The sequence below is a fragment of the Kineococcus sp. AC630 genome (genome assembly GCF_979255925.1).
Map to the genome: position 1 here is coordinate 73,731 of NZ_CEEDMJ010000011.1, position 25,094 is coordinate 98,824.

Annotated in this window: 23 protein-coding genes; 7 read left to right on the forward strand and 16 right to left on the reverse strand. The window is 71.9% G+C overall.

Translation table 11 applies throughout. The annotated features are described in order from the left end of the window. Positions 1–166 precede the first annotated feature (166 nt). Positions 167–1,846, forward strand: coding sequence for a BCCT family transporter (locus AC0I8G_RS13230; RefSeq protein ID WP_471730322.1), 1,680 nt, complete (start codon positions 167–169; stop codon positions 1,844–1,846). A gap of 70 nt (positions 1,847–1,916) precedes the next feature. Here AC0I8G_RS13230 and AC0I8G_RS13235 read toward each other — a convergent pair whose 3' ends face one another. The 12 genes from AC0I8G_RS13235 to AC0I8G_RS13290 all read right to left on the reverse strand — a co-directional run bounded on the left by AC0I8G_RS13235 (position 1,917) and on the right by AC0I8G_RS13290 (position 14,107). After that, a complete protein-coding gene (locus AC0I8G_RS13235; RefSeq protein WP_471730323.1) occupies positions 1,917–2,315 on the reverse strand; it encodes a (deoxy)nucleoside triphosphate pyrophosphohydrolase in 399 nt (132 codons plus the stop codon). Then, positions 2,312–2,968, reverse strand: a complete 657-nt coding sequence (locus tag AC0I8G_RS13240) for a DUF305 domain-containing protein (RefSeq protein ID WP_471730324.1) — start codon at positions 2,966–2,968, stop codon at positions 2,312–2,314. Before AC0I8G_RS13240 ends, AC0I8G_RS13235 begins: the two co-directional genes overlap by 4 nt. After that, positions 2,968–3,603, reverse strand: coding sequence for a DUF3105 domain-containing protein (locus AC0I8G_RS13245; protein ID WP_471730325.1), 636 nt, complete (start codon positions 3,601–3,603; stop codon positions 2,968–2,970). The genes AC0I8G_RS13240 and AC0I8G_RS13245 overlap by 1 nt, the downstream gene beginning before the upstream one ends. A 132-nt stretch (positions 3,604–3,735) precedes the next feature. After that, a complete protein-coding gene (locus AC0I8G_RS13250) occupies positions 3,736–3,891 on the reverse strand; it encodes a hypothetical protein (RefSeq protein WP_328292418.1) in 156 nt (51 codons plus the stop codon). A gap of 116 nt (positions 3,892–4,007) precedes the next feature. Then, complete coding sequence (locus AC0I8G_RS13255; protein ID WP_471730326.1) at positions 4,008–5,744, reverse strand: dipeptide ABC transporter ATP-binding protein; 1,737 nt, start codon at positions 5,742–5,744, stop codon at positions 4,008–4,010. Then, complete coding sequence (locus AC0I8G_RS13260; RefSeq protein ID WP_471730327.1) at positions 5,741–6,718, reverse strand: ABC transporter permease; 978 nt, start codon at positions 6,716–6,718, stop codon at positions 5,741–5,743. Before AC0I8G_RS13260 ends, AC0I8G_RS13255 begins: the two co-directional genes overlap by 4 nt. Continuing rightward, entirely contained in the window at positions 6,711–7,637 is a 927-nt protein-coding gene (locus tag AC0I8G_RS13265) for an ABC transporter permease (RefSeq protein ID WP_471730328.1), read from the reverse strand. The genes AC0I8G_RS13260 and AC0I8G_RS13265 overlap by 8 nt, the downstream gene beginning before the upstream one ends. Before the next feature lie 144 nt (positions 7,638–7,781). Next, positions 7,782–9,422, reverse strand: coding sequence for a peptide ABC transporter substrate-binding protein (locus AC0I8G_RS13270; protein WP_471730401.1), 1,641 nt, complete (start codon positions 9,420–9,422; stop codon positions 7,782–7,784). 593 nt (positions 9,423–10,015) lie between these two features. Further along, positions 10,016–11,101 carry a redox-regulated ATPase YchF gene (ychF, locus tag AC0I8G_RS13275; protein WP_471730329.1) on the reverse strand — a complete coding sequence of 362 codons (1,086 nt, stop codon included), beginning with the start codon at positions 11,099–11,101 and terminating at the stop codon, positions 10,016–10,018. Between the two features lie 25 nt (positions 11,102–11,126). After that, positions 11,127–11,393, reverse strand: a complete 267-nt coding sequence (locus AC0I8G_RS13280) for an acyl carrier protein (RefSeq protein ID WP_328292424.1) — start codon at positions 11,391–11,393, stop codon at positions 11,127–11,129. Continuing rightward, a complete protein-coding gene (locus tag AC0I8G_RS13285; protein WP_471730330.1) occupies positions 11,390–13,420 on the reverse strand; it encodes an HAD-IIIC family phosphatase in 2,031 nt (676 codons plus the stop codon). Before AC0I8G_RS13285 ends, AC0I8G_RS13280 begins: the two co-directional genes overlap by 4 nt. A gap of 69 nt (positions 13,421–13,489) precedes the next feature. Further along, complete coding sequence (locus tag AC0I8G_RS13290) at positions 13,490–14,107, reverse strand: serine O-acetyltransferase (protein ID WP_471730331.1); 618 nt, start codon at positions 14,105–14,107, stop codon at positions 13,490–13,492. Between the two features lie 329 nt (positions 14,108–14,436). Between AC0I8G_RS13290 and AC0I8G_RS13295 the strand changes: the two genes are divergently transcribed. Then, on the forward strand, positions 14,437–15,633 hold the full coding sequence (locus tag AC0I8G_RS13295; protein WP_471730332.1) for a DNA recombination protein RmuC: 1,197 nt from the start codon (positions 14,437–14,439) through the stop codon (positions 15,631–15,633). On the opposite strand, the gene AC0I8G_RS13300 is transcribed toward AC0I8G_RS13295, so the two are convergent. Beyond that, positions 15,590–16,615 (reverse strand): 4-hydroxy-3-methylbut-2-enyl diphosphate reductase, encoded by a 1,026-nt coding sequence (locus AC0I8G_RS13300; protein ID WP_471730402.1) that lies wholly within the window; start codon positions 16,613–16,615, stop codon positions 15,590–15,592. The genes AC0I8G_RS13295 and AC0I8G_RS13300 overlap by 44 nt on opposite strands. A gap of 201 nt (positions 16,616–16,816) precedes the next feature. Between AC0I8G_RS13300 and AC0I8G_RS13305 the strand changes: the two genes are divergently transcribed. Then, positions 16,817–17,974, forward strand: coding sequence for a glycosyltransferase (locus tag AC0I8G_RS13305; protein ID WP_471730333.1), 1,158 nt, complete (start codon positions 16,817–16,819; stop codon positions 17,972–17,974). Positions 17,975–18,055: 81 nt separating this feature from the next. On the opposite strand, the gene AC0I8G_RS13310 is transcribed toward AC0I8G_RS13305, so the two are convergent. Then, positions 18,056–19,204 carry a DegT/DnrJ/EryC1/StrS family aminotransferase gene (locus tag AC0I8G_RS13310; protein WP_471730334.1) on the reverse strand — a complete coding sequence of 383 codons (1,149 nt, stop codon included), beginning with the start codon at positions 19,202–19,204 and terminating at the stop codon, positions 18,056–18,058. 288 nt (positions 19,205–19,492) lie between these two features. Here AC0I8G_RS13310 and xseA point away from each other — a divergent pair, with 288 nt between their 5' ends. After that, complete coding sequence (gene xseA, locus AC0I8G_RS13315; RefSeq protein WP_471730335.1) at positions 19,493–20,749, forward strand: exodeoxyribonuclease VII large subunit; 1,257 nt, start codon at positions 19,493–19,495, stop codon at positions 20,747–20,749. Between the two features lie 9 nt (positions 20,750–20,758). After that, positions 20,759–20,995: an exodeoxyribonuclease VII small subunit gene (locus tag AC0I8G_RS13320; RefSeq protein ID WP_380258826.1), complete on the forward strand. Its 237-nt coding sequence runs from the start codon at positions 20,759–20,761 to the stop codon at positions 20,993–20,995. A 3-nt stretch (positions 20,996–20,998) separates the two neighbouring features. Here AC0I8G_RS13320 and AC0I8G_RS13325 read toward each other — a convergent pair whose 3' ends face one another. Next, positions 20,999–21,622: a DUF4245 domain-containing protein gene (locus tag AC0I8G_RS13325; RefSeq protein WP_471730336.1), complete on the reverse strand. Its 624-nt coding sequence runs from the start codon at positions 21,620–21,622 to the stop codon at positions 20,999–21,001. A 174-nt stretch (positions 21,623–21,796) separates the two neighbouring features. Here AC0I8G_RS13325 and glpX point away from each other — a divergent pair, with 174 nt between their 5' ends. After that, positions 21,797–22,762, forward strand: coding sequence for a class II fructose-bisphosphatase (gene glpX / locus AC0I8G_RS13330; RefSeq protein ID WP_471730403.1), 966 nt, complete (start codon positions 21,797–21,799; stop codon positions 22,760–22,762). Next, the gene (locus AC0I8G_RS13335; protein ID WP_471730337.1) at positions 22,762–23,682 is read left to right on the forward strand and encodes a carbohydrate kinase family protein; all 921 of its coding nucleotides are present in this window, start codon (positions 22,762–22,764) and stop codon (positions 23,680–23,682) included. Before glpX ends, AC0I8G_RS13335 begins: the two co-directional genes overlap by 1 nt. Here AC0I8G_RS13335 and AC0I8G_RS13340 read toward each other — a convergent pair whose 3' ends face one another. Continuing rightward, complete coding sequence (locus AC0I8G_RS13340) at positions 23,683–25,053, reverse strand: GNAT family N-acetyltransferase (RefSeq protein ID WP_471730338.1); 1,371 nt, start codon at positions 25,051–25,053, stop codon at positions 23,683–23,685. Positions 25,054–25,094: the final 41 nt, after the last annotated feature.

Here is a 25,094-nt window from a genome sequence, read left to right on the forward strand (position 1 = left end):
AGTGAGGGTTGACACCACAGTCTATCCGCGCCTGTGGGTACCCGCGTCGAACCCTGGTGCTTGAACCGGGCAGCACCGCTCTGACCTGCGACGACACCGCCAGGATGACTCGTTCTGGTCATGCCCGGTTGGCTCCGGCTAGTCATTTCGTGTCACTCTCGGGGCCATGTCCGCACCGCCTGAACACCGATCCGGCACGTCTTCACCCACCCCCGACGGCACTCCGGGCGCCCGCGACCTCGGTCGTGCGAAGCACCCTCCCGTCGACCGGAAGACCTTCGCCGTCGCCGCGGGTGTGGTCGTGCTCTTCCTCCTCGTGGGGGCGATCTGGCCGACCCAGCTGAAGTCCGGCGCGGACGCCGTCCTCGAGGTCGTCGTCGGTGACTTCGGCTGGGCCTTCGTGCTCGGCGCGACCGGCTTCGTGGTCCTCGCCCTCGTCCTGGCCTTCAGCCGCTTCGGCCGCATCCGCCTCGGTCGCGACGAGGACCGCCCGGAGCACTCCCGGGCGTCGTGGATCGCGATGATGTTCTCCGCCGGCATGGGCATCGGGCTGATGTTCTACGGGGTGACCGAGCCCGTCACCCACCTCATGACCGCCCCGCAGAACGACGCGCAGGCCGGCTCGCAGGACGCGGCGCGCGAGGCGATGAACTACTCCCTCTTCCACTGGGGTCTGCACCCGTGGGCGATCTACGCCGTCGTGGGTCTCGCCCTGGCCTACTCCAGCTACCGCAAGGAACGCGCCGGCGGGTTCTCCGCCGCCTTCGCCCCGCTGCTGCGCGGGAGGCGCGGCAAGGGTGCGGCCCGGGTCATCGACGTCTTCGCGATCTTCGCGACGCTGTTCGGCTCGGCCGTCAGCCTCGGCCTCGGCGCCGCCCAGATGAACGGGGGCCTCACCGAGGTCTTCGGCATCCCGAACAGCACCACCGTGAAGGCGATCATCATCGCCGTCCTGACGGTGTGCTTCATCCTGTCCGCGATCAGCGGGATCGAGCGCGGCATCAAGTGGCTCTCCAACACCAACATGGTGCTGGCCCTGGTGCTGCTGTTCTTCCTCTTCGTCGTCGGCCCGACCGTCTTCATGCTCAACCTGATCCCGGCCTCCGCCGGGAACTACCTGTCGGCGCTGCCGACCATGGCCTTCCGCACCGGCGCCTTCGGCGGCACCGACTGGCTCAGCGCCTGGACGTTGTTCTACTGGGCGTGGTGGGTGTCGTGGACGCCCTTCGTCGGCGCCTTCCTGGCCAAGATCTCCAAGGGCCGCACCGTCCGCGAGTTCATCGTCGGCGTCATGCTCATCCCGACCGCCGTCAGCCTGATCTGGTTCTCCGTGCTGGGCGGTGCGGCGATCGACCTGCAGCGCAAGTTCGTCGAGGGCACCGGGGGTGCCGACATCGCGGGCCTCGCGAACCAGGAGTCGCAGATGTTCACGTTCCTGCAGCAGTTCCCCTGGGCCGGGGCCACGTCGGTGCTCGTCGTCCTCCTGGTCGCGATCTTCTTCGTCTCCGGTGCCGACGCCTCCAGCATCGTCATGGGTTCGCTGAGCTCCTACGGCGTCGACGAACCGCAGAAGTGGCTCGTGGCGCTCTGGGGCGGGCTGATGGGGCTCGTCGCGATCGTCCTGTTCTTCGCCGGCGGTCTGGAAGCGCTGCAGGACATCACGATCATCGCGGCCGCCCCGTTCCTCGTCATCATGGTGCTGATGTGCGTGGCCCTGGTGAAGGACCTGACGCGCGACCCGGCCGTGACGGCCACGAAGCGTCGCCGCGGCGACACCAAGGACCCGCGGATCACGGCCGTCGACCACGACTGGGAGAGCCCGGTCCCCGCGGACGAGACCCGCTGACCCACCGCGAGCACGACGAGACCCCCGGGACCGACGTGGTCCCGGGGGTCTCGTCGTGCTCGGGCCCTGGTCAGCCGCCCTGCATCACCGACACCAGCGGGACGTCACCGGGGAGCCAGTCCACGCCCAGCCACTGCCCGCGGGGCAGCCAGCGCAGGTCGTCGTGGTCCTGCAGCGGTTCGGGGGTGCCGTCGACCAGGACGGCCCACCAGACCCGCATCTGCAGGTCCGGGGTCAGCGGCCAGGCGCCGTCGGGGTGGACGACCTCGGCGCCGAGCTCGACGCGGACGCCGAGTTCCTCGTGCAGTTCGCGGTGCAGGGCCTCGAGCGGGGTCTCCCCCGCCTCGACCTTGCCGCCGGGGAGTTCCCACCGCCCGGCCAGGGCGGGCGGAGCGCTGCGGCGGGCGGTGAGCAGCCGGGTGGGACCCTCGAGGGAGTCGACGATCGCCGCGCCCACCACGAGTCTCACGAGGTCACCGGCGAGGCGGCCGGCAGGGGTGACGCGCCGCGGGCGGCGAGGTAGCTCTCGAGGAGCTGCGACTCCGAGGTCTGGCTGGTGACGATGGCCCCGGCGAGGTCGCGGACCTCGTCGGTGGTGGCGTGGTCGGCACCGTAGCGGGCCATCTCGATGCCGCCGGTGTGGTGGCGCAGCATGAGCTGGAGGAAGTCGACCTCGAAGGTCTCCCCCGTCTCGGAGTTCAGCCGGGCCATCTCCGCCGGGGTCGCCATGCCGGGCATGATCCGTCCCTGCCGCTGCTCGACGACGTGACGGGCGTGCAGGTCGGTACCCGCCATCCACGCCATGACGGCCGTGCCGGAGCCGGAGATCGGCTGGTGCCAGCTGACGAGCAGCTGCTGCATCCGGCCCGCCTGGTTGCCCTGGGTGGAGGCGATGTCCACGGCGAGCAGGCGCACCTCGGGGCTCGGGGCCGCCTCGATGGCCGTGTAGGCCATCGAGACCGCCTGGGAGTGGTGGGTCGCCATGTCGCGGGCGAAGCCGACGTCGACGGAGTTGGCCCCCGGCGCGGTCGGCAGGGCCCGCCCCGCGATGATCCCCAGGACCAGCGCGAGCAGCAGCGCGACGAGGCCGAGCAGCACCGTCCGGGCGGAGAGCGCTCGCATCAGCCCGTGGGCGTCCCGACGCCGTTGGAGCACAACGCGCCGGGCTCCGGGGTCTGTGCGCCCTGGACGTACTCGGAGAGGAACGCGCTGATCCTCGGGTCGTCCGCGCTCTGCACCGGCAACTGGTGGTTCCACGCGGAGAGCACGATCGGTGTCGGCAACCCTTCGTAGGGCGAGAGCACCGTGTAGGTCTCGTCGGCGACGTCGTTCTTCAGCTGATCGACCTGGGCGGCGGGCAGGTCCGGGCGGTAGGTGATCCAGACGGCGCCGTGCTCCATGCTGTGGACGGCGTTCTCGTTCTGGACGGGGGCGTCGTAGACCCCGCAGTTGAGCCACCGGTCGAAGTGCGAGCCCCCGACGGGCGGGTCCTCCGTGTAGGTGACCGGGTCGCTGACGTGGACACCCCCCTTGTAGGAGTAGGTCTTCACCGCGTCCAGCGAGGGCGGGGACGGCCGGTTCACCAGCACGGTCGTCACAGCGCCTGCGGCGGCGAGGACCACGACGGTCGGGATCGCGATGGTGATCGCCCGACGGCGTCGTGCGTGGGCCTTCTCCTGGCGTTGCATCGCGGCGACGCGGGCGGCGCGGTCGCTGGCGGAGTTCCGTGGGGGCTCCCCGGAGGTCGAGCCGGCCATGGGGGTGTTCCTTCCCGTCGTGGTGTGGCACCGCCACGGCGGGTGGCGACATCTCTCAGTCTGCAACGTCGCAGACGGGGAGAAGGTTCACCGTGAGCACACTCCGGAGCGTGACGCACACCACAGCGCAGCTCACTGGGGGTGTCGCGAGGCCTCCCGGGCCCGACGGGCGCGGTCACCGTGGTCGGCGCGCTCCACAGCGGCGACGCGGTGCCGCGGACTGGTCCGCCAGTAGACGACGGCGAACCCGGCAGCGATGGCGAGGACGACGAGGACGACGTACTGCATCGGACCACCGTAGACCCGACTCCCCGTGCAGCACAGTCCCCCTGGACGACTTCCGGGGAGATTCCCACCCTTCCGGAGGACCGGCGGGTGGGATCTCCCCAGGAAGTCGATCGAGGTCAGGCGCCGAGTTCGAGCTGCGCGCCGGGGATCGCCTCGAGCAGGGCCTTGGTGTACTCCTGCTGCGGGTCGTCGAAGACCGCGTCGACGCTGGAGTGCTCCACGAGCTTGCCCCGCTGCATCACCACGACGTCGTCGGCGATCTCGCGCACGACGGCGAGGTCGTGGGTGATGAACAGGTAGGTCAGGCCCAGTTCGGCCTGCAGGTCGTTCAGCAGCCGCAGGATCTGGCCCTGGACGAGCACGTCGAGCGCCGAGACGGCCTCGTCGCAGACCACGACCTCCGGCTGCAGCGCGAGCGCCCGGGCGATGGCCACGCGCTGACGCTGACCACCGGACAGCTCGTTCGGGTAGCGGCGCAACGAGCTCTGGGGCAACGAGACCTTGTCGAGCAGGTCGCGCACCCGGGCCTCGCGGCTCTTGGCGTCCCCGACGCCGTGAACCCGCAGCGGTTCCTCGATCGAGGAGAAGATGCTCCAGCTCGGGTCCAGGGATCCGTAGGGGTTCTGGAAGATCGGCTGCACCCGGCGGCGGAACGCGAAGGACTGGCGCCGGTCGAGGGTGGTGGTGTCGACACCGTCGAAGAGCACCTCACCCTTCGTCGCCGGCAGCAGGTTGAGGACCATCTGCGCCACCGTCGACTTGCCGGATCCCGATTCACCGACGACGGCCAGGGTCGTCCCCCGCTTCACGGAGAAGCTGACGTCGTCCACCGCGAGGAGCTTCTCCCCGCGCGGACCGGCCCCGCGGATGACGAACTCCTTGGTGAGGTTGCGGACCTCGATGACCTCGGGGGTCGCCGCGTCCGGCACCGCGACGGGGGTCTCGGCCGCGACGACGGCGTGCGCGCCGACGGCCTTCGCCTCGGCCTGCTCGACGATGCGCGCCCGGTGCTCGGACTGCATGCGCCGCGACGCCAGCGAGGGCGCCGCGGAGACGAGGCGCTGGGTGTAGGGGTGCTGCGGTGCCCGCAGGATCTGCAGCGCCGGACCGGACTCCACGACCTGGCCCTTGTACATGACCACGAGGTGCTCGGCCCGTTCCGCGGCGAGGCCGAGGTCGTGGGTGATGAGCAGCACGGCCGTGCCGAGGTCGGCGGTGAGGGAATCCAGGTGGTCGAGGATCCCGCGCTGGACGGTGACGTCGAGCGCCGAGGTCGGCTCGTCCGCGATGAGCAGGCGCGGCCGCGAGGCCAGCCCGATCCCGATGAGCGCACGCTGGCGCATCCCGCCGGAGAACTCGTGGGGGTACTGCTTGTAGCGGCGGGCGGCGTCACCGAGCCCGGCCTCGCCCAGGACCTCGATGGCCCGCTTCTTGGCCGCCGCCCCCTTGGCCAGGCCGTTGGCCTCGATGGCCTCCTTGACCTGGAACCCGATGTTCCACACCGGGTTCAGGTTCGACATCGGGTCCTGCGGGACGAGGCCGATCTGGTTGCCGCGCAGGGCGACGTACTCACGCCGGCTGGCGTGCGCGATGTCCTTGCCGTCGAACAGGATCTGCCCGCCGACGACCTTGCCCGTCCCGGCCAGCAGGCCGATGACGGCCATCGCCGACGTCGACTTGCCCGATCCGGACTCGCCGACGATGGCGACGGTCTGACCCGGGTAGACGGTGAAGCTGGCGTTGCGCACGGCGTGCACGTCCCGCCCGCCGGAGCGGAAGTCGACCTGGAGGTCCTTGACCTGGAGCAGCGGTTTGCTGCGGTCGACCGGCTGGGCGTTCTTCTCGGGGCTCATCGGGTGCGGCCCTTCGGGTCGAGGGCGTCGCGCAGGGCGTCGCCGAGCATGAGGAAGGACAGCACCGTGACCGAGAGGCCGATCGAGGGCCACAGCAGGATCCACGGGTCGGTCCGCAGCGAGACACGGGCGTTGGAGATGTCGCCGCCCCAGGACACGATGTTCGGCGGCAACCCGAGGCTGAGGTAGGACAGTGTCGCCTCGGCCGCGATGAACGTCCCGAGCGAGATCGTCGCGATGACGATGACCGGGCCGATCGCGTTCGGGATGACGTGGCGCACCAGCGTGGCCATCCGGCTGAGCCCCAGCGACTTCGCCGCCGTCACGTACTCGGCGCTGCGCACCTGCAGCACGGCCCCGCGCATGATGCGCGCGACCTGCGGCCAGGCGAAGAGGGCCAGGGTGAGCGCAACGGTCAGGACGTTGCGGCCCTTGAGCGTCTGCAGGAGCACGATCGCGCCGAGGATGAGCGGCACGGCGAAGAAGATGTCGGCGACCCGGGAGAGGATCGCGTCCAGCCAGCCGCCGAAGAACCCGGACAGGGCCCCCACGACGCCGCCGATGACCACCACGATGACCGTCGTCAGCAGACCGACGCTCACCGAGGCGCGGGCACCGTAGATCAATCGGGCGAAGACGTCGGTACCGGCCTTGGTCACGCCCAGGGGGTGCGCCGACGACGGCGCCTGCAGCGAGAGCGAGAGGTCGACGAAGCGCGGGTCCTGGTCGGTGAACCACGACGGGAAGAGCGAGACGACGATCAGCGCGAGGATGATCAGGCAGGCGACGATGAAGATCGGTCGCTTGCGCAGCTGCTTCCAGGCGTCGGCGAACAACCCGCCCGAGGGGGCGGACTCGTCGACGGCGTCGACGGCCGCGAGAGGGGTCTCCTCCAGCGGGGCGACGAAGTGCTCCTGCCCCGGGCGCACCAGGGTGCCGCCGGGGTTTCCGGTCGCGTGCGTGGGCTCAGACATAGCGGATCCTCGGGTCCAGGACGGCGTAGAGCAGGTCGACGACGAGGTTGGCCACCAGGTAGACGACGACCAGGATCGTGACGACCGAGACGACGGTCGGCCCCTCCTGCCGGATGACCGACTGGTACAGCAGGTTGCCGACACCGGGGATGTTGAAGATGCCCTCGGTCACGACGGCGCCACCCATGAGGGCGCCCAGGTCGGTCCCGAGGAAGGTCACCACGGGGATGAGGGAGTTGCGCAGCACGTGGACCGTCATGACCCGCGGTCCGGAGAGGCCCTTGGCCGTCGCGGTGCGGACGTGGTCGGCGGAGAGGCCCTCCGCGACGGAGTTCCGCGTGAGCCGGAGCACGTAGGCGAAGGACAACGCCCCCAGCACGATGCCGGGCAGGAGCAGGTCGCTGAGCGCGGGATCACCACCGACCGTGGGCCGGACGATCCCCCACTTCACCCCGACGAAGTACTGGCCGATGAAGGCCAGGACGAAGACGGGGATGCCGATGACCACGAGGCTGACGAACAGCACGGTGGAGTCGAAGATCCCCCCGCGGCGCAGGCCGGCGATGAAGCCGAAGACGATGCCGAAGACGGCCTCGATGACCAGCGCCACCACCGCGAGCTTGATCGTGACGGGGAAGGCGCGGCCGATCTGGCTGATGACCGGCTGTCCGGAGAAGGACGTCCCGAAGTCCAGGGTGAAGATGCCCTTGATGAACAGCAGGTACTGGACGAGGAACGGCTGGTCCAGGTGGTACTGCGCGGTCAGCGTCGCCCGGGCCGTCGCGCTGACGGGCTTGTCCCCGAACAACGCGAGGATCGGGTCCCCCGGCAACAGGAACACCAACGCGTAGATCAGGAGCGTGGCTCCGAAGAAGACGGGCACCATCTGCAACAGACGGCGCCCGATGTACCAACCCATCACGAGCCTCCTCGGGGCACGACCATCCGTGGCCGGCCCGGCCATTCACGATTCCGTCCCGGCGGGTCAGTGTGCTCCCGGCCGGCTGTCCACGCGCGAACGGGGGTGGGCCGGAGAGCTCCGACCCACCCCCGGGACCTCACGTCAGGACTTGGTGATCTGGTAGTAGAGCGGAACGCTGTTCCAGCCGAACTGGACGTTCTTGGCGTCCTTGTCGAACCCACCGCTGGCGTTGGAGTACCAGAGCGGGATGACCGGGAGGTCCGCGAACAGGATTGTCTGCGCCTGCTGCAGGATCTTGTTGGCCGCGTCCTGGTCGGTGGTGCCGGAGGCCTTCACCAGCAGCTCGTCGAACGCCGGGTTGGTGTAGTCCCCGTCGTTGGAGCCCGCGCCCGTGGCGTAGATCGGGGCGAGGAAGTTGTACAGACCGGGGTAGTCGGCCTGCCAACCGGTGCGGAAGGCACCCGTGATGGTGCGGTTGGTGATCTCGGTGCGGATCTGGGCGAAGGTCGGGTACGGCTTGCCCTCGGCCTGGATGCCCAGGACCTGTCGGATCGCCGCGGTCACCGCGTCGACCCAGGCCTGGTGGTCACCGTCGACGTTGTAGGCGATGGTGAACGTGCTGCCGTTCCAGGGGGCGATGGCGTTGGCCTGCGCCCACAGCTGCTTGGCCTTGTCGGCGTCGAGGGAGAGGACCTCGTTGCCCTCGACGGTCTCCGAGTAGCCGGCGATGACCGGGGAGGAGAAGTCCTTGGCCGGGGTGCGGGTGTCGTTGAAGATCGCCTTGCACACCGCGGCGCGGTCGAAGGCGTAGCTGAAGGCCTGGCGGCGCAGCTTGCCCTCCTCACCGCCGAAGCCGGGCAGGCCCTCGGGAATGCAGAAGGACTGGAAGATCGCGGCGGGCTGGTTGACCGCCCCGTCGCCGAGGTCGTCCTGGTAGGTCGCCAGCGCGGAGGACGGGATGTTGTCCAGCACGTCGAGGTCACCCGACTGCAACGACGAGTAGGCCGCGTCGTACGTCTCGTAGAAGACGAAGGCGAGGCTGTCGTTCTGGGCCTTGCGCGGGCCGTCGTAGCTGTCGTTCTTGACGAAGTCGATCCGGACGTTGTGCTGCCAGGCGCCGGTCTCCTTCAGCTTGTACGGGCCGTTGCCGACCGGGTTCTCGCCGTAGGCCTTGATGTCGGCGTAGGCGGTGTCCGGCAGCGGGTAGAACGCCGAGTAGCCCAGGCGCAGCGGGAAGTCGGACTCCGGCTGCAGCAGCGCGACGGTGAAGGTGGTGTCGTCGACGACCTTGAGGCCCGACATGGTCTGCGCGGTCGGCGGGTCGGCCTGGACCTCGGGGTAGCCGGCGATCGGCTCGAAGAAGTAGCTCGAGAGCTGCGCGTTGGTGCCCAGCGCGCCGTAGTTCCACGCGTCGACGAACGACTTGGCGGTGACGGCGGACCCGTCGGAGAACTTCTGACCCGACTTGATCTTGATCGTGTAGTTCTGCGCGTCGGTGGTCTCGATGGAGTCCGCGATGTCGTTCTCCGGGGTCCCGTCGGCCTTGTAGTAGACGAGACCGGCCCACAGCGAGTCGAGGAGGCGGCCGCCGCCGACCTCGTTGGTGTTGGTCGGGACCAGCGGGTTCTGCGGTTCGGTGCCGTTGACGACGACGTCGCCCCCGGAGGCGCCGCTGCTGGCGCCGTCGCCGGAGCCCTTGTCGTCGTCGCCGCCCCCGCAGGCGGCGAGGGTCGCCAGGGCTGCGGCGCCCAGGGCGCCCTTGAGGCCGTCACGACGGGTCAGGACGGGTCCGCGGCGCACGATCCCGACACGCTTGGTGGGCTGCACTTCGTCGTCCTTCTCGAAGCTGCTCAAGGTGGAACTCCTCCTCGCGGGGCATGTCTTCTTGGGCAGGTTGCCCAACTTCGGCGACTCCTGCCGAGCAGGATGTCCACCTCAAAAGGTCGGAACGCACGCTAACACTGGGGCAACCTGATTTCGGACGCGTACCGGGCCGAAAGCGTCGTGGCCTCGAGCACGCGTCCTCCAGTGTCCCCCGCCCCGACTGTGCCTGCACCCTCTTCGGAGCGTTCCGCAACCACAGAACCACGCAGAGTCGCAGGTCAGGGCGTTGGGCGCGCTCTCGGGCACCCGAGGTAACGATGTTGTTGCGGTCTGGTCGCTAGTTGCTCCGGTCCGGGGAACCGGCCGCCGGCGGAGACCGAGGAGCGGTGGGATCCCCATCGACCCCACCGCGTCCCCGCACCGTGGCACATCCCGACGTCGCCGCCCAGCTCTCGAAGACATCGAGAGCAAACCGTCACACAACCGTTTCCGAGGCGTGTCGGGATTGTTTCGGACGTGTTTCGGACGTGTTTCGGACGTGGTGCGAAAGGTCAGACGTTGAAGCGGAACTCCACCACGTCGCCGTCGACCATGACGTACTCCTTGCCCTCGATGCGCACCTTGCCCGCGGACTTGGCCTCCGCCATCGAGCCGAACGACACCAGGTCCTCGTAGGAGACGACCTCGGCCTTGATGAAGCCGCGCTGGAAGTCGGTGTGGATGACACCGGCGGCCTGCGGGGCCGTCGCGCCCCGCGGGATCGTCCAGGCCCGCGACTCCTTGGGCCCGGCCGTCAGGTACGTCTGCAGGCCGAGGGTCTGGAACCCCACCCGGGCCAGCTGGTCCAGGCCGGACTCGTTCTGGCCGACGGACTCCAGCAGCTCCGCGGCCTCCTCGGCCGAGAGCTCCGCGAGCTCGGACTCGAGCTTGGCGTCGAGGAACACGGCCTCGGCCGGCGCGACGAGGTCACGCAGTTCCTGCATCCGGGCCGCGTCGCCGAGGACGGTCTCGTCGACGTTGAAGACGTAGAGGAAGGGCTTCGTCGTCAGCAGCCCGAGCTCCCTGAGCAGCGGGAGGTCGACGTCGTCGGCCTTCGTCGCGGCGTAGAGGGTGCGGCCGGAGTCGAGCACGGTCTGCGCGGCCAGGGCCGCCTTGAGCACGGCGGGGTCCGCCTTCTTGCCCTTGACCTCCTTCTCCAGCCGCGGGATCGCGCGCTCGAGGGTCTGCATGTCGGCCAGGACGAGCTCGGTGTGCACCGTCTCGATGTCGTCGGCCGGGTCGACGGCACCGGCCACGTGCACCACGTCGGGGTCGGCGAAGGCGCGCGTGACCTGGCAGATCGCGTCGGCCTCACGGATGTTGGCGAGGAACTTGTTGCCCAGCCCCTCCCCCTCGCTGGCGCCCTTGACGATGCCCGCGATGTCCACGAACGAGACCATCGCCGGGACGGTCTTCTCGCTGGAGAAGACCTCGGCGAGCTTGTCGAGGCGCGGGTCGGGCAGGGCGACGACCCCGACGTTCGGCTCGATCGTGGCGAACGGGTAGTTCGCCGCGAGCGCGTCGTTCTTGGTGAGCGCGTTGAAGAGGGTGGACTTGCCGACGTTGGGCAGGCCGACGATGCCGATGGTGAGTGCCACGGGTACAGGACCCTACCCGCTGCGCTCAGCCCGCCTGCTCGACCAGGAAGCGCCGCAGCTCGCCGACGTCCTGGAAGGAGGTCAGCTGCTCGTCGGAGAACTGCACGTCGAACTCCGCCTCGAGGGAGTACATGATGTTGATGTGGGCGAGTGAGTCCCACCCCGGCACGTCGGCCGCCGTGCTGGCGTCGCTCAGCTGGAGGTCGTCGACCGCCAGCACCTCGCGGAAGACCTGCAGCATGCGTCCCTCGACGCCGTCCCCACCCAGCGTTCGGTTCGACTGCTCGCTCACCGCGACACCTCCACCTTCTGCTCGTCGTCCAGACGTGCCGACGGCACGTCCCTGAGGTCGATGACGCGCTGCGCCACCTCGACCTGCACCAGCCCCGGCGTGCTCACCGCGGCCGGCAGTTCCAGCGTCCACACCGTGGACGATCCGTCCCGGCCCACCTGCTCGAAGCCGAGGCGCTCGTAGAGCCCCGCCACCTGGGCGTTCTTCGCGCTGGGCACGTAGGTGCCCCGCAGCGACGTGCACCCCAGCGAGTCCGCCGTGCGCACGAGCACCCCGAACATCTCGTCCTCGACCGTGCGCCCGATGACCCGGCAGCTCAGCAGCCAGCTGTCGACGTCGAGGACGTCGCCGTCCCGGCGGGCCAGGAGCACCCCCACGATCCCGTGGTCGGCGAAGCGGTCGCGGACCCGCACGACCTGCCCCGTCCACGCCGGGTCCTGCGCCATCGCCTCGACGTCGGCACGGGAGTGGCGGCGGGTCGTCAGGTTGAACTGGTTCGTCTTGCCGAGCAGCTGCGCCACCCGGGCCAGGTCGTCCGGCCCGAGGTCCGCGACGTCGGCGTGCATGTCCAGCGAGGCCAGGTACTCCTCGAGGGTCCCGGCGTTCTCGCGCACCTCCACCGCCCGCGCCCGCGCCTTGTACTGCGCCGTGCGGGCGGCGTCCTCGGCGGTGAGCGCCTCGGTCTCGAAGAACGGGTAGTCGGCGAGCGCCGCGACGTAGCCGGCGGGTTCGCGGGGCAGGGCGACGACGTCGACGTCGGGGAGGAGTTCCCGGACGGCCTCGCGTTCGGCGGGGTTGTCGTCGACGAACACGAGGGAGTCCTCGCCGATGCCCAGCGTGCGGGCGATGGAGCGCACGGCCGTGGGTTTGTCGCCCCAGCCGGCCTCGAGGACGGCGACGTCGTCCAGGGAGAGCAGCATCTCGGGGTTCTGCTCGAACGCCTCGCGGACGTGGGCCTCGTCGTTCTTGGAGCAGATCGCCAGGACGACGCCCTTCTCCTTGAGGTCGAGGACGTAGCGCTGGAAGGCGGTGAACGCCTCGCCGCGGGCGCCGTGCCCGATCTCGATGCCGTGCGGGCCGAGCTCACCGAGGATCCCGCCCCAGAGCGTGTTGTCGAGGTCGAGGACGAGGCACTTGCGCGAGCGGCCGTACTGGGCGCCGATGACGGCGGCGGTGTGCTGGGCGAGCAGCGGCACGCACCCCAGCGCGACGGCCTGCTTCGCGGCGTGGACGTAGCGCGCGTCGGTCCAGGTGCGCTTGCCGACCGTGGAGGCCAGCCGTTCGCAGTCGACGATCCCGACCCCTTGTCCCACAGCGGTTCCGGCGAGCTCGCCGAGGCGCTCGGAGAAGCGCCGGAGCATCCAGTGCCGCGACCCCGGCGTCTGGTCGGCGAGGTGGCCGAGGGCCACGTCGGCCGGGACGACGACGTCGTGCTGGACGACGCGGGCCCCGAACCTGGACCTCGCGGTGTCCCACAGCGACGTCCACCGGGTGAGTTCCGCCTCGACGCTCGCCTCGGGGTCGTCGCTGCGCGAGGGCAGGTCGACGGCGCTCTCCTCGACCGCGAGGACGATGACGTCCGGAGCGAAGGCGTGCAACCCGCTGGTGGGATCGAGGAGTTCCGCGCGGAACAACCCGTACCCGCACTCGTAGACCTCGACGTCGACACCGGCGCGCGCGCAGGCCAGCGGCAGGAGCTGGGTGAACTGCGTCGTGGTGTAGCTGCCCAGGACCGCGACCCGCGCCGTGCGCGGGGCGGGCGGCAGCTGCTCGCGCACCGATCGCCACACCCGGTCGGCGCCCAGCCACGCGGCGAAGTCGGCGCCGGCGCCGCTCGTCGCGGCGTCGGTCGCAGCGAACGCCCACTGCGCGCTGCGACGGGGCGAACCGGCGCTGCGGTGGGCCTTGGCCAGCGCCAGGCAGGCCCGCGACGTCGGCACCGCGGTGGCGCCGATCGCGGCGAGGGCCTCCCGGACCTCGTCCGTGGTCCCGTCCGTGCGCGGAGCGTTCGACTCTTCGACCGTCATGCCCATCCCCTCGTGGCGTCCCGGCGGAGGACGACTGGAAAATCCTGGAGAACTGCGACCTGCCCGCGCTCAGGACGCGGAGGAGGCCGTGTCGTTCGACTGCGGTCGCGGCTGCTGGGGTTTGAGGATCCGGGCGGGCGGCGCGAACGCCGCGGCCCCGGCCGGGACGTCCATGCTCACGGTGGCGTTGGGCCCGATGGAGGCTCCGTCGCCGATGGTGATGGCCCCCAGCAGCACCGCACCCGGGCCGATGGAGACGTCGCGCCCGATGTGCGGCACGGCCTCGCGGCGGGTCTCGCCGTTGGTGAACCCCAGGGTGATCCCGGAACGCAACGTCGAGTCGTCACCGATCACCGCGAACGCGGGGATCTGCACGGCCTGGTGGTGGCCGATGGCGACGCGGCGCCCGATGACGGCCTCGTCGGCGATCTCGGTCCCGTAGACGTTCTGGATGACGAGGCGGTTCACCAGGCGGTGCGCGACCTTGACCAGGCGGCGGACCGGGGCCGGCTGCGACAGCCCCCAGTGACCGACGCGGTGGACGACCAGCGCGTGCAGCCCGGGGTGCACCACCGAGCGGGAGTGCCGCTCGAAGTCCTCGCGCAGCAACGTCCACAACGGTGCCGTCGAGGCGGCTTCCCCCGGCCCGGTCCCGTGCCTGATCCCGCTCGTGCTCTCGTGCCCCACAACGCCCCCTCCGGCAACCCTCACGTCACGTCACTGTAGCGGGAGGAGTGCCCTCCCCGACACGGGCCGGGCGCCGCGCGAGGCTGCGCCCTGCGGTGGCGAAGGCGGACACAACTCCTCCACAGGCACTCGCCGACGGCTTGCGCCGCACGGGAAGCACCCCGACCCCGACCACCGCCCGACGCGCCCCCCTCCCCTGCGCGCACCCTCTCGCAGACCGGCCGTCCGGGCCTCCCGAGATCACCCGGCTGCGCCGACCACGACACGCGGAGAAGGCCTGCGACCCTGGGTGACCGCCCGCGTCGGAGCCGGCTGGCACAGTCCGGACCATGGACGTCTCCGCTCTGCTGCTCACCCTCGTCCTCGGCCTGCTGGCCGGGGTCGTCGTGGGCGTGCTCCTCACCCGCTGGGTGCACCGCACCCGCACCGCACCCGAGACCACCGCGCTGAGCACCGAGCGGGACCTGCTGCGGGCCCGGGTCGCCGACCTCGAGGAACGCGTCAGCACCGGGCACGCCCTGACCAGCACCGTCACGCCCGTCACCGCGAGCCTGCAGCGCGTCGAGGCCCAGGTCGCGGCCCTCGAACGCGACCGCGTCGCGCAGTACGCCCGGCTCAGCGAGCAGCTGACCGCCGTCGCGGCCGGCACCGACGCCCTGCGCGACCAGACGGCGACGCTGGCCGGCGCGCTGCGGGCCTCGAGCTCACGCGGTTCCTGGGGCGAGGTGCAGCTGCGCCGGGTCGTCGAGCACGCCGGGATGCTGGACCGCGTCGACTTCACCGAGCAGGCCACGCTGACGACCCGCAACGGTCGCACCGTCCGGCCCGACCTCGTCGTGAACCTCCCGGGCGGCAAGCACGTCGTCGTCGACGCGAAGGCACCGCTCGCGGCGTTCCTGCGGGCCGGCGAGGCCCCCGACGACGACGGGCGCCGCCACGAACTGCTGGCCCACGCGCGTGCGGTGCGCGGACACGTGGACGCCCTGGCCGCCAAGGAGTACGCGAGCGCCGTCGACGACTCCCCCGACGTCGTCGTCTGCTTCGTACCGGGCGAGGCCTTCCTCGCCGCGGCGTGCGAGGCCGACCCGACGCTGCTCGAGCACGCGATGTCGCGCCGGGTCGTCCTGGCGACCCCCACGACCCTGCTGGCCCTGCTGCGCACGGTGGCGCTCACCTGGCAGCAGGACGCCGTGGCGGGCAACGCGCGCGAGCTGTTCGAGGTCGGCCGCGAGCTCTACGAACGGCTGGGGACCCTCGGTGGGCACACCGCGTCGCTGGGCCGGACGCTGCACCGCGCGGTGGAGGACTACAACCGCTTCGTGGGGACGCTGGAGCGGCGGGTCCTGGTCTCGGCCCGACGGATCCGCGACCTCGACCTGGCCGACGAGGACCTGGCGACGCCGCAGCCGCTGGAGGAGAGCGTCCGCCCCCTCACCGCGCCCGAACTCCTCGAGGACGTCCCCGAGGAGGGTGTCGTGCGGATCAGACGGGAGTCACGGGCAGCGAACGGCGGGCCCCTGGGGTGAGGCCGCTCTTGAGGTCACGGCGCAGGTCCGAGGGCAGCGAGAACGTCAGGTCCTCCTGCGCGGTGGTGACCTCCTCGACCTGCCCGTAGCCGCGGGCGGCGAGCTGGGCGAGCACCTCGTCGACGAGGATCTCGGGGACGGAGGCGCCCGAGGTGACGCCGACGGTCGTGACGCCCTCGAACCACTCGTCCCGGATCTCGTGGGCGGTGTCGACGCGGTGGGCCGAGCGGGCTCCCGCGTCGAGGGCGACCTCGACGAGCCGCACGGAGTTGGAGGAGTTCGCCGAGCCCACGACGACGACGAGGTCGGCCTCGGGGGCGATCTTCTTGATGGCCACCTGGCGGTTGGAGGTGGCGTAGCAGATGTCGTCGCTGGGCGGGTCCTGCAGGTTCGGGAAGCGCTGGCGCAGCCGGCGGACGGTCTCCATCGTCTCGTCGACGCTCAACGTCGTCTGGGACAGCCAGACGAGGTTGTCGGGGTCCTTCACGACGATGGTGTCGGCGACGTCGGGGTTGTCCACGACGGTGATGTGGTCGGGGGCCTCGCCCGCGGTCCCCTCGACCTCCTCGTGACCGGTGTGGCCGATGAGCAGGATCTCGGCGTCCTGCCGGGCGAAGCGGACGGCCTCCTTGTGGACCTTCGTGACCAGCGGGCACGTCGCGTCGATGGTCTGCAGCGAGCGGGCCTCGGCGGCCGCGCGCACGGCCGGGCTCACGCCGTGCGCGGAGAAGACGAGGTGCTCGCCCTCGGGCACGGCGTCGGTCTCGTCGACGAAGATCGCGCCGCGCTCCTGCAGCGTCCGCACAACGTGCTTGTTGTGCACGATCTCCTTGCGCACGTAGACCGGCGCCCCGTACAGGTCGAGGGCCTTCTCCACGGCGATGACGGCGCGGTCGACCCCCGCGCAGTACCCGCGGGGGGCCGCCAGCAGGACCCGCTTGCCGCCGTCCCAGGCCGCGCGTTCGCGCGCCGAGCCCAGCACCGGCGTGTCGTTGCAGTCGTCGGCGGGAGCCGGGGTCTCGAGCGGTGCGTGCGTCACCGGGCCATGGTAAGTCGGCGCTCCGGCCCCGGCCCCACCGATCGGCCCCGGCCCCACCGCTCGGCCCCCACCGCGCGTGCGGGTGCTGGGTCGATCGGGTGCCGGCGGCCCGTCCGCACGGCGCCGTCCGCCTACCCTGTGGCGGTGTCGCAGCCCCGCACCCTGGACCCGCCGGCCCCGCAGTTGACCGCTCCCGTCCCTCGGGTCCTGTTCGTGGTCGACGCCCTGAGCAACAACGGCGCCGTCAGCATCACCATCGACCTGGCCCGCCGCTGGGCGGGCGCGGGCGCCCGGCTGCTGGTCCTGAGCAGCGCCGAGCAGACGGCGAGGATCCCGGCCGGTGCCCCGGTGGAGCAGCTCGCTCCCGGTGCCCGTCTGCGCGCCGCCGTGGCCACCGGACTGCCGCGCCTGCTGCGCCGGGCCGCCGCCTCCGACGTCGTCGTCGGCGCCTCCGAGATCGGCCCCGGTCTGCTGCTGGGGTTCCTCGCAGCCCGGCTCACGCGCCGGCCCTTCGTCGTCGCCGTGCACGCCGACCTCGACGACGCGCTGCAGGAGTGGGTCTCCCCGCGGTTGCACCGGCTCTCCTACTGGGTGCACCGCCACGCCGACGGGGCGCTCGCCGTCGCCCCCGCCCTGGTGGACCCGTTGGTGCGCAACGGGTTGCCCGCGTCGAAGGTGCGGGTCATCCGCAACGGCATCGACGTCGCCGCCGTGCGCGCGGCGGCGAACGGTCCGGGGAGCCTGGTGAGCGGGCGGTCCGTGCCGGTGGTCGTGGCGACCGGGCGACTGGCCCCGCAGAAGGGCTACGACCTGTTGATCCGCGCGCACGCGCGCGTCGTGGACCGGCACCCGCACGAGGTGCTGGTGCTCAACGACGGGCCGGAACTCGCTGCGCTGCAGCAGCTCGCCGACGAGCTGGGGGTCTCCGCCACCGTGCGCTTCGCGGGTTCGGAGGTCCCCCCGCTGCCCAGCGTCGCCGACGCCGACCTGTTCTGCCTGCCCTCGCGGCACGAGGGACTGCCGTTGGCCCTGCTCGAGGCGGTCGCGCTGGGCGTGCCGGTGATCGCGGCCGACTGCGCCGAAGGGGTCCGGGTCGCCCTCGACGACGGCCGGGTGGGCCGGCTGGTGCCGGTCGGGGACGTCGACGCCCTCGCGCAGGCGCTGGCCGACCACCTCGCCGACCAGGGAGCGCTGCGCACCCGCGCCGCGCTCGGGCCGGCCCACGCCGACGGTTTCGACCGTTCCGTGATGGCCGACGGCTGGGCCCGCGCGCTGGGCGAGTTCCTCGCCCAGCGCCGCTGACCCGCACCACTGATCCGCGCCGCTGACCCGCGCCACTGACCCGCGCCACTGACCCGCGCCACTGACCCGCGCCGCTGATCCTCAGGCGAAGAAGCTCCTGACCCCCTCGACGACGCGGTCGAGGACGCCGTCCTCCATGTAGGGGTGCAGCGGGAGGGTGAGCACCTGCTGCGCGGCGAGCTCCGTGACGCTCAGGTCTCCCCGCCGGCAGTCCTCGTAGAACGAGTACTGGTGCGCGCCGTAGTAGTGGATGCCGCTGGCGATCCCGCGCTCGGCGAGGTGCTCCACGAGGGCCGCCCGGCGGGAGGGGTCCCGGACCCGGACGACGTAGATGTAGGGCGCCACGCCCTCCCAGTCGGTGTCGAAGAGCTGCACGCCCTCGACGTCGCGCAGGGCGGCGTCGTAGTAGCGGCAGTAGTCCTGCCGGTTCTTCACGAACTCGTCGACCATGGCGAGCTGTGCCAGTCCGATCGCCGAGGGCACCGAACCGAGGTGACAGCGGTAGCCCTGCCGGACGACGTCGAAGTCCCAGTTGCGCTGGTTCTTGTAGCGCGCGTCGGTGTCGGAGTTGATGCCGAGGTGACGCAGCTCGTGCAGGGTCTGCACGTCCTCGGGGTTCGGGGTGACGACGGCGCCGCCCTCGAGGGTGGTGATGGTCTTCACCGGCCCGAAGCTGAAGCAGACGAGGTCGCCGAAGGACCCCACGGGACGGCCGTCGCTGGAGGACCCGAAGGCGTGCGCGGCGTCCTCGATGATGCGCAGGCCGTGCTCGCGGGCGATCTCGAGCAGTTCGTCGACCCGCGCGGGCAGCCCGGTGTAGTCGACGACCACGATCGCCTTGGTCCGCTCGGTGATGAGTTCGCGGACCCGGGCGGGGTCGAGGGTGAGGAAGTCCGGCTCGACGTCGCAGAAGACGATCTCCGCGCCCGTGCGGCTGATCGCCTGGTGACCGGCCACGTAGGTGAACGCGGGCGCGATGACCTCGTCGCCCGGGCCGAGCCCGATGAGGCGCGCCGCGATGTGCAGGGCCTCGGTGCAGGAGTTGGTCGACACCACCCGGCGGTCGGTCAGCCCGAGCCTGGCCTCGATGGCCTCCTCGAACTGCTTGCTCAGCTTGCCCATCCCCAGCCAGCCGACCTCGAGCGCGTCGCGCGCCGCGTCCTGGACCTCCTGGCCCAGGTACGGCTTGTAGACCGGAACCTTCTCGTCGATCCCCACCGTGCGTTCCACTGCGGTGCCCCCACCTTCTGCTTTCCTGAACTCCCCCGGAGCGTCCCCCGCCAACTACCCAGAGTGACGCAAAGTCGCTGCACCGGAACGGAATCCGCCGACACAGCGACACTCATGGTGACACGCGTCGCCGTGCGAGGAGTTCGCTCGGGAAACTTTCCCGGCCACGGATCTCTCCCCGCACGGCAGGGTCTTCGCCGGGACGGAGCAGCCACCGGACGGTCCGTGTCCAACGCAGCACGCCGAGTGCTCACGATCCGCCCGAGGGGGGTGGGAGAGGATGGGGAGGTGCCCGCCGCCGACCCCGCCCCGCGCCGCCGACCCACCACCGCCGGCGAGACGACGGCGGAGAACCCGTGGCCCGTCCGCCTCCTCGCCGCGAAGATGGACGCCTACATCGCCAAGATGCCCTGGACCTGGGTCGAGGGGCAGGTCGTCCAGGTCAGCGACCGTCCCGGTTCCTCCGTCGTCTTCGTGACCCTGCGCGACGCCGACACCGACATGTCGCTGCCGGTCACCATCGCCCGGCGCGTCATGGGCCGGCTGCGCGACGCCCTCCCCGACGGACTGAGCCACGGCACCCGGGTCGTCGTGCACGCCCGGCCGGAGTTCTTCGCCAAGCGCGGCAACCTCAGCCTCGCGGCCGACGACGTCCGCCCCGTCGGGGTCGGCGAACTGCTCGCCCGCCTCGAGCACCTCAAACGGGTCCTGCGCAGCGAGGGGCTCTTCGACGCCGCCCGCAAGCGCGACCTCCCCTTCCTCCCGCACACCGTGGGACTCGTCTGCGGCCGCGCGAGCGCCGCCGAGCGCGACGTCGTGGAGAACGCCCGGCAGCGCTGGCCCTCGGTCCGCTTCGAGGTCCGGGAGGTGGCCGTGCAGGGCCCGAACGCGGTGCCCGAGGTCGTCGACGCGCTGGCCGAGCTCGACGCGATGGTCGAGGTCGAGGTCATCGTCATCGCCCGCGGCGGCGGTTCCGTCGAGGACCTGCTGCCCTTCAGCAACGAGACCCTGGTCCGGGCGGTGGCGAAGGCCCGCACCCCGGTCGTCTCCGCCATCGGGCACGAGGTCGACGCGCCGCTGCTGGACCTGGTCGCCGACGTCCGCGCCTCGACGCCCACCGACGCCGCCCGCCGGGTCGTGCCGGACGTGACCGAGGAACTCGCCCAGCTGGACGGCCTGCGCCACCGGACCCGACGGGCCATCGCCGCCCGGGTCGAGCGCGAGCAGCACACCCTCACCGCGCTGCGCAGCCGTCCCGTGCTGGCCTCGCCGCACGTCCTGGTGGACCAGCGCGCCGCGGAGGTCGACGCCCAGCGGGACCGGGCCCGACGCGCTCTGGAGAACCGGCTGGAGCGGGCCCACGTCGACGTGGAGCACCTGCGGACCAGCGTCTCGGCCCTGTCGCCCCGCTCGACGCTGCTGCGCGGCTACGCCGTCGTGCAACGCCCCGACGGCGAACTCGTGCGCACCCCCGAGGACGCCCCCGAGGGGACGCGACTGCGGATCCGGCTGCCGGACGGGGAGGTCGGCGCCACCGCTGGGTAGCCTCGCCCGGTGCCAGCAGCGAGCGAACCCAGCGAACTCACCTACGAGCAGGCCCGCGACGAGCTCGTCGACGTCGTGCGCCGGCTGGAGACGGGAGGCACCGGGCTCGAGGAGGCGCTGGCGCTCTGGGAGCGCGGCGAGGCGCTGGCCGACCGGTGCCAGCAGTGGCTGGACGGGGCCCGCGCGCGCCTGGACGCCGCCCGCGCCGAACCCTCCGGGGACGACCCGGCCGGCGCGGAGGACTGAGCCTCAGGCCTTGGCACCCCAGGGCGTCCCGGCCTTCGTCCAGCCGTCCAGGGTGGCCGTGACGAGCTCGGTGATCGGGGCGTAGCCGCCCTCACCGGTGACGAGCACGGTCACGCCGTCCTGCGTGCGGACGAGGCTGTACCGCTTGCGGTCCGGCTGCAGGTAACCGTCCCAGGGCTGGCCCTGCACGGTCCGGGTCCCGTCGGCGGTGCCGCCCTGGGTCTGGGCCTTCAGCCAGGTCTTCGTGGTGTCCTCGGCGACCTCGAGGGCCAGGTACTGCCCCTCGTCGCTGCGGTAGCCGACGTGCCAGGTCACGACGCCGTCGGTGGAGCGGTTGACGTTGGCCGAGGTGGCCGTCCACCCCGCGGGACCGTTCGGGACGGCCGGGGCGAACGGCAGCGCCGCGGCGCTGCCCTCGGCGGCGTTGGCGACGTCGACGGCGGGCTGCTCGATCTGGTTGGGACGGGGCAGGAGCAGGACGACGACGGCCACCAGCGCGAGGATCACGGCCATCGAGATGACCATCGACTGCACGTTCCCGCCCGAGCGCGGCGGGCGCGGCACACCGCGCGGGTCCTCCCCGGAGTCGGCGGAGGTACCTGCGTCGGGAGAACCGGTCGTGCTCACCCCTCCATGGTGACGGATAGCATCGGCACCCGACGACGCGCACCGGCAGGCCGGCGGCCCAGAGGGGGCTGCGGGCGCCGGTGTTCCAGGAGGTCTCCCTTGTCGCAGAACACCTCGCCCCTGCTCCCCCCGGCGCTGGCCGTCGGCACCGAGGCACCCGACCGCAACCTCGCCATGGAACTCGTCCGCGTCACCGAGGCCGCGGCGATGGCCGGCGGCCGCTGGGTCGGGCGCGGGGACAAGAACAAGGCCGACGGCGCCGCCGTCAACGCCATGCGCACCCTCATCGGGACCGTGAGCATGAACGGCACCGTCGTGATCGGCGAGGGCGAGAAGGACAACGCCCCCATGCTCTTCAACGGCGAACGCGTCGGCGACGGCACGGGCGCCGAGTGCGACGTCGCCGTCGACCCGATCGACGGCACGACCCTGACCGCCCGCGGCATGCCGAACGCGGTGGCCGTCCTCGCCGTCGCCGAACGCGGCACGATGTACGACCCGAGCGCCGTCTTCTACATGGACAAGCTCGTCGCCGGGCCCGAGGCCGCCGACGTCGTCGACATCCGGCTGCCGGTGAAGGAGAACATCCGCCGCCTGGCCAAGGCCAAGAAGCGTTCCGCGGAGGACATCACCGTCTGCATCCTCGACCGCCCCCGCCACGCGAAGCTGGCCGAGGAGGTCCGCGACGCCGGCGCCCGCATCAAGTTCATCTCCGACGGCGACGTCGCCGGCGCCGTGATGGCGGCCCGCGAGAGCACCGGTGTCGACCTGCTGCTGGGCATCGGCGGCACCCCCGAGGGGATCATCACCGCCTGCGCCATCCACTGCACCGGCGGCACCATCCAGGGCAAGCTGTGGCCGCGCGACGACGACGAGAAGCAGAAGGCCCTCGACGCCGGGCACGACCTCGACGCCGTGCTCGACACCCAGGCCCTGGTGAACAGCGACAACGTCTACTTCGTCGTCACCGGCATCACCGACGGCGAGCTCGTCGACGGTGTCCGCTACCTCGGCGACACCATCACGACGTCCAGCATCGTGATGCGCAGCAAGTCCGGCACGATCCGCAAGGTCGACAGCGAGCACAAGCTCTCGAAGCTGCGCGCGTACTCCGCGGTCGACTTCACCGGACCGCGCTGATGGGGGGCCCCTCCACCATCGTCGTCGGAGAGGCCCTCGTCGACGTCGTGCGCGCCGCCGGGTCCTCGGCCACCGCCGAGCACCCGGGCGGTTCGCCGATGAACGTCGCCTACGGTCTGGGCCGGCTCGGGCACGACGTGACGCTGCTCACCCGGTTCGGCGACGACGCCCACGGCGAGCTCCTCCGCAGCCACCTGGAACAGGCTGCGGTGCAGCTGTTCCCGGGCACGGTGGACGACGACCCGACCTCCGTGGCGCGCGCCGAGATCGACGCCGAGGGCAAGGCGAGCTACGAGTTCGACCTGGTCTGGCACGTCCCCGAGGTGACCGTCCCCGACGACGTCGCCCTGGTGCACACCGGGTCCATCGGCGCCGCGGTCTCCCCCGGCGCGGAGACGGTCCTGGAGCTGCTGCGCAGGGTCCGGGGCCGGGCGACGACGAGCTACGACCCCAACGTGCGGTCGACGTTCTTCGACTCCCGCGAGCAGGCCCTGGCCCTCGTGGAACGGTTCGTCGACGCCGCCGACGTCGTGAAGGCCTCCGACGAGGACCTCGCGTGGCTGCTGCCCGGTGAGGACCCGGAGGTCGTCGCGCACCGCTGGCAGACCCGCGGCCCCGCCCTGGTCGTGGTGACCCGTGGTGGCGCCGGGGCGATCGCCGTCTCCGGCGCGGGCACGCTGCACGTCCCGGCCCCGCAGGTCGACGTCGTCGACACCGTCGGGGCGGGGGACGCGTTCATGTCCGGGCTGCTGCACGCCCTGGCCGAGCACGACCTGCTCGGCGCCCAGGGGTTGCCGCGGCTGCGTCACCTCGGGCTGGGGACGCTGGAGGCCCTGGTGGCCACGGCGATCCGCTCGGCGTCGATCACCTGCTCGCGCGCCGGGGCCAACCCGCCGACCCGGGCGGAACTCGCGGATTGATCAGCCGCGGCGGCGCCAGACCTTGCGCAGCGTCTCCCTCGGGCTGGGGAGGCTCGGGCGGGGAAGGTTCAGGGTGGGGAGCTTCGGTGAGGGCAGCGCCGCCCGCCGCCGGGCGAGGTCGCCGCGCAGGCGTTCGGCGGCCCCGCTGACGGCGTCGAAGCCCCGGCCGAGCCGTTCGTTGCGGCGCAGCTCGTCGCGGTAGGTGCGGCGCAGCAGGCTGATCCGGTCCACCAGCCCGGGGAGGAGTTCCCGCGTGGCGGGGGCGAGCAGCAACCGGACGGTGTGCCGGGTCGTCGGTTCCAGACGACGCTTGTAGGCCTCGTCCCCGCGCAGCAGGTCCAGTTCCCGGTACCCGCTGAGCAGGGCTCGACGCCGGATGCGCAGCAGCAGCAGCGAGCCGGGGCCGGTGGCGGCGTAACGGGCCCGGTAGGACTGGACGTAGCCGTGCAGGGCCTTCGGTCCGGCCAGGCAGAACGCGTAGGCGACGAGCTCGCCGTCCAGGCGCAACCCGGAGAGCTGCACGACCCCGGCGGGGGTGGTGCGCAGGACCTCGGTCAGCGTGCGCCCCGACGCCCCGCGCCAGGGCCGCCGCCGGTACGCGGCCCGGGGGTGGGCGTCGTCGACCTCGGCCAGTTCCGCGATGAGCTCGTCGAGCCGGTCGGCGGCGGCGTCCGGGTCGCGGTCGCGCAGCTCGGAGAGGCCGTCGAGGAGGTCGTCGACGACGACGAGGTCCCCGAGTTCGGCGAGGCGACGCCACTGCCGCCGTTCCTCGTGCCGGGCGTGACGCCCCAGCGCGGCGTCGTGCTCGGCCACGGTCTCCGGCAGTTCCAGCGAGTGCACCGTCGCCTGGGGCAAGGTGCGGACGGCGTAGCCGCGGCGGTAGGCCCATTCGATGAGGAGCCCGGGCAGCTCACCCTCGGCGGGGACCTGTTCGAGGTCGAGCACGGCGCCGGGGGCCTCGCGCACCGCCCCGTCGACGACGGCCGCCAGCAGGCGCTCGGTGGGGATGCCGGCGTCCGGGTCGGCCAGCACGGCGGCGTAGTCGCTGGCACCGGAGCCCAGGAAGGTGAGCAGCGGCCGGGGTCCCCCGAGGAGGGCGAAGGCGCCCAAGGCCAGCAGCCGCCCGTCGCGGCGCACGCTGACGAGCAGCGGTTCGCCCACGCCGAGGTGGGTGTGGACGGCGCGCAGCCAGTCCGGGCCGGTGAAGGGGGGTTGTCCCGCGCGGGTGGCCAGCACGCGCCACTCCGGGACGGGGGCTCCTGCGAGTCCGCGGCGGACGGTGACCAAGAGGCCCTCGGCGGGGTCCTGCACGAGGGCGAGGCCGTCGGTGCGCCGGCGGTCCTCCGTGGGCAGGGCGAGTGCGTCCGTCACCCTCACCGGCCTCCGTCGTGCGACCGCCCTCCCGTGTGGAG

Bases quoted from the DNA above. Each gene is read 5' to 3' on its own strand.
- AC0I8G_RS13230 (WP_471730322.1), top strand. From the start codon at position 167: ATGTCCGCACCGCCTGAACACCGATCCGGCACGTCTTCACCCACCCCC.
- AC0I8G_RS13240 (WP_471730324.1), bottom strand. From the start codon at position 2,968: ATGCGAGCGCTCTCCGCCCGGACGGTGCTGCTCGGCCTCGTCGCGCTG.
- AC0I8G_RS13245 (WP_471730325.1), bottom strand. From the start codon at position 3,603: ATGGCCGGCTCGACCTCCGGGGAGCCCCCACGGAACTCCGCCAGCGAC.
- AC0I8G_RS13250 (WP_328292418.1), bottom strand. From the start codon at position 3,891: ATGCAGTACGTCGTCCTCGTCGTCCTCGCCATCGCTGCCGGGTTCGCC.
- AC0I8G_RS13255 (WP_471730326.1), bottom strand. From the start codon at position 5,744: ATGAGCCCCGAGAAGAACGCCCAGCCGGTCGACCGCAGCAAACCGCTG.
- AC0I8G_RS13260 (WP_471730327.1), bottom strand. From the start codon at position 6,718: ATGTCTGAGCCCACGCACGCGACCGGAAACCCCGGCGGCACCCTGGTG.
- AC0I8G_RS13265 (WP_471730328.1), bottom strand. From the start codon at position 7,637: ATGGGTTGGTACATCGGGCGCCGTCTGTTGCAGATGGTGCCCGTCTTC.
- AC0I8G_RS13285 (WP_471730330.1), bottom strand. From the start codon at position 13,420: ATGACGGTCGAAGAGTCGAACGCTCCGCGCACGGACGGGACCACGGAC.
- AC0I8G_RS13295 (WP_471730332.1), top strand. From the start codon at position 14,437: ATGGACGTCTCCGCTCTGCTGCTCACCCTCGTCCTCGGCCTGCTGGCC.
- glpX (WP_471730403.1), top strand. From the start codon at position 21,797: ATGGAACTCGTCCGCGTCACCGAGGCCGCGGCGATGGCCGGCGGCCGC.
- AC0I8G_RS13335 (WP_471730337.1), top strand. From the start codon at position 22,762: ATGGGGGGCCCCTCCACCATCGTCGTCGGAGAGGCCCTCGTCGACGTC.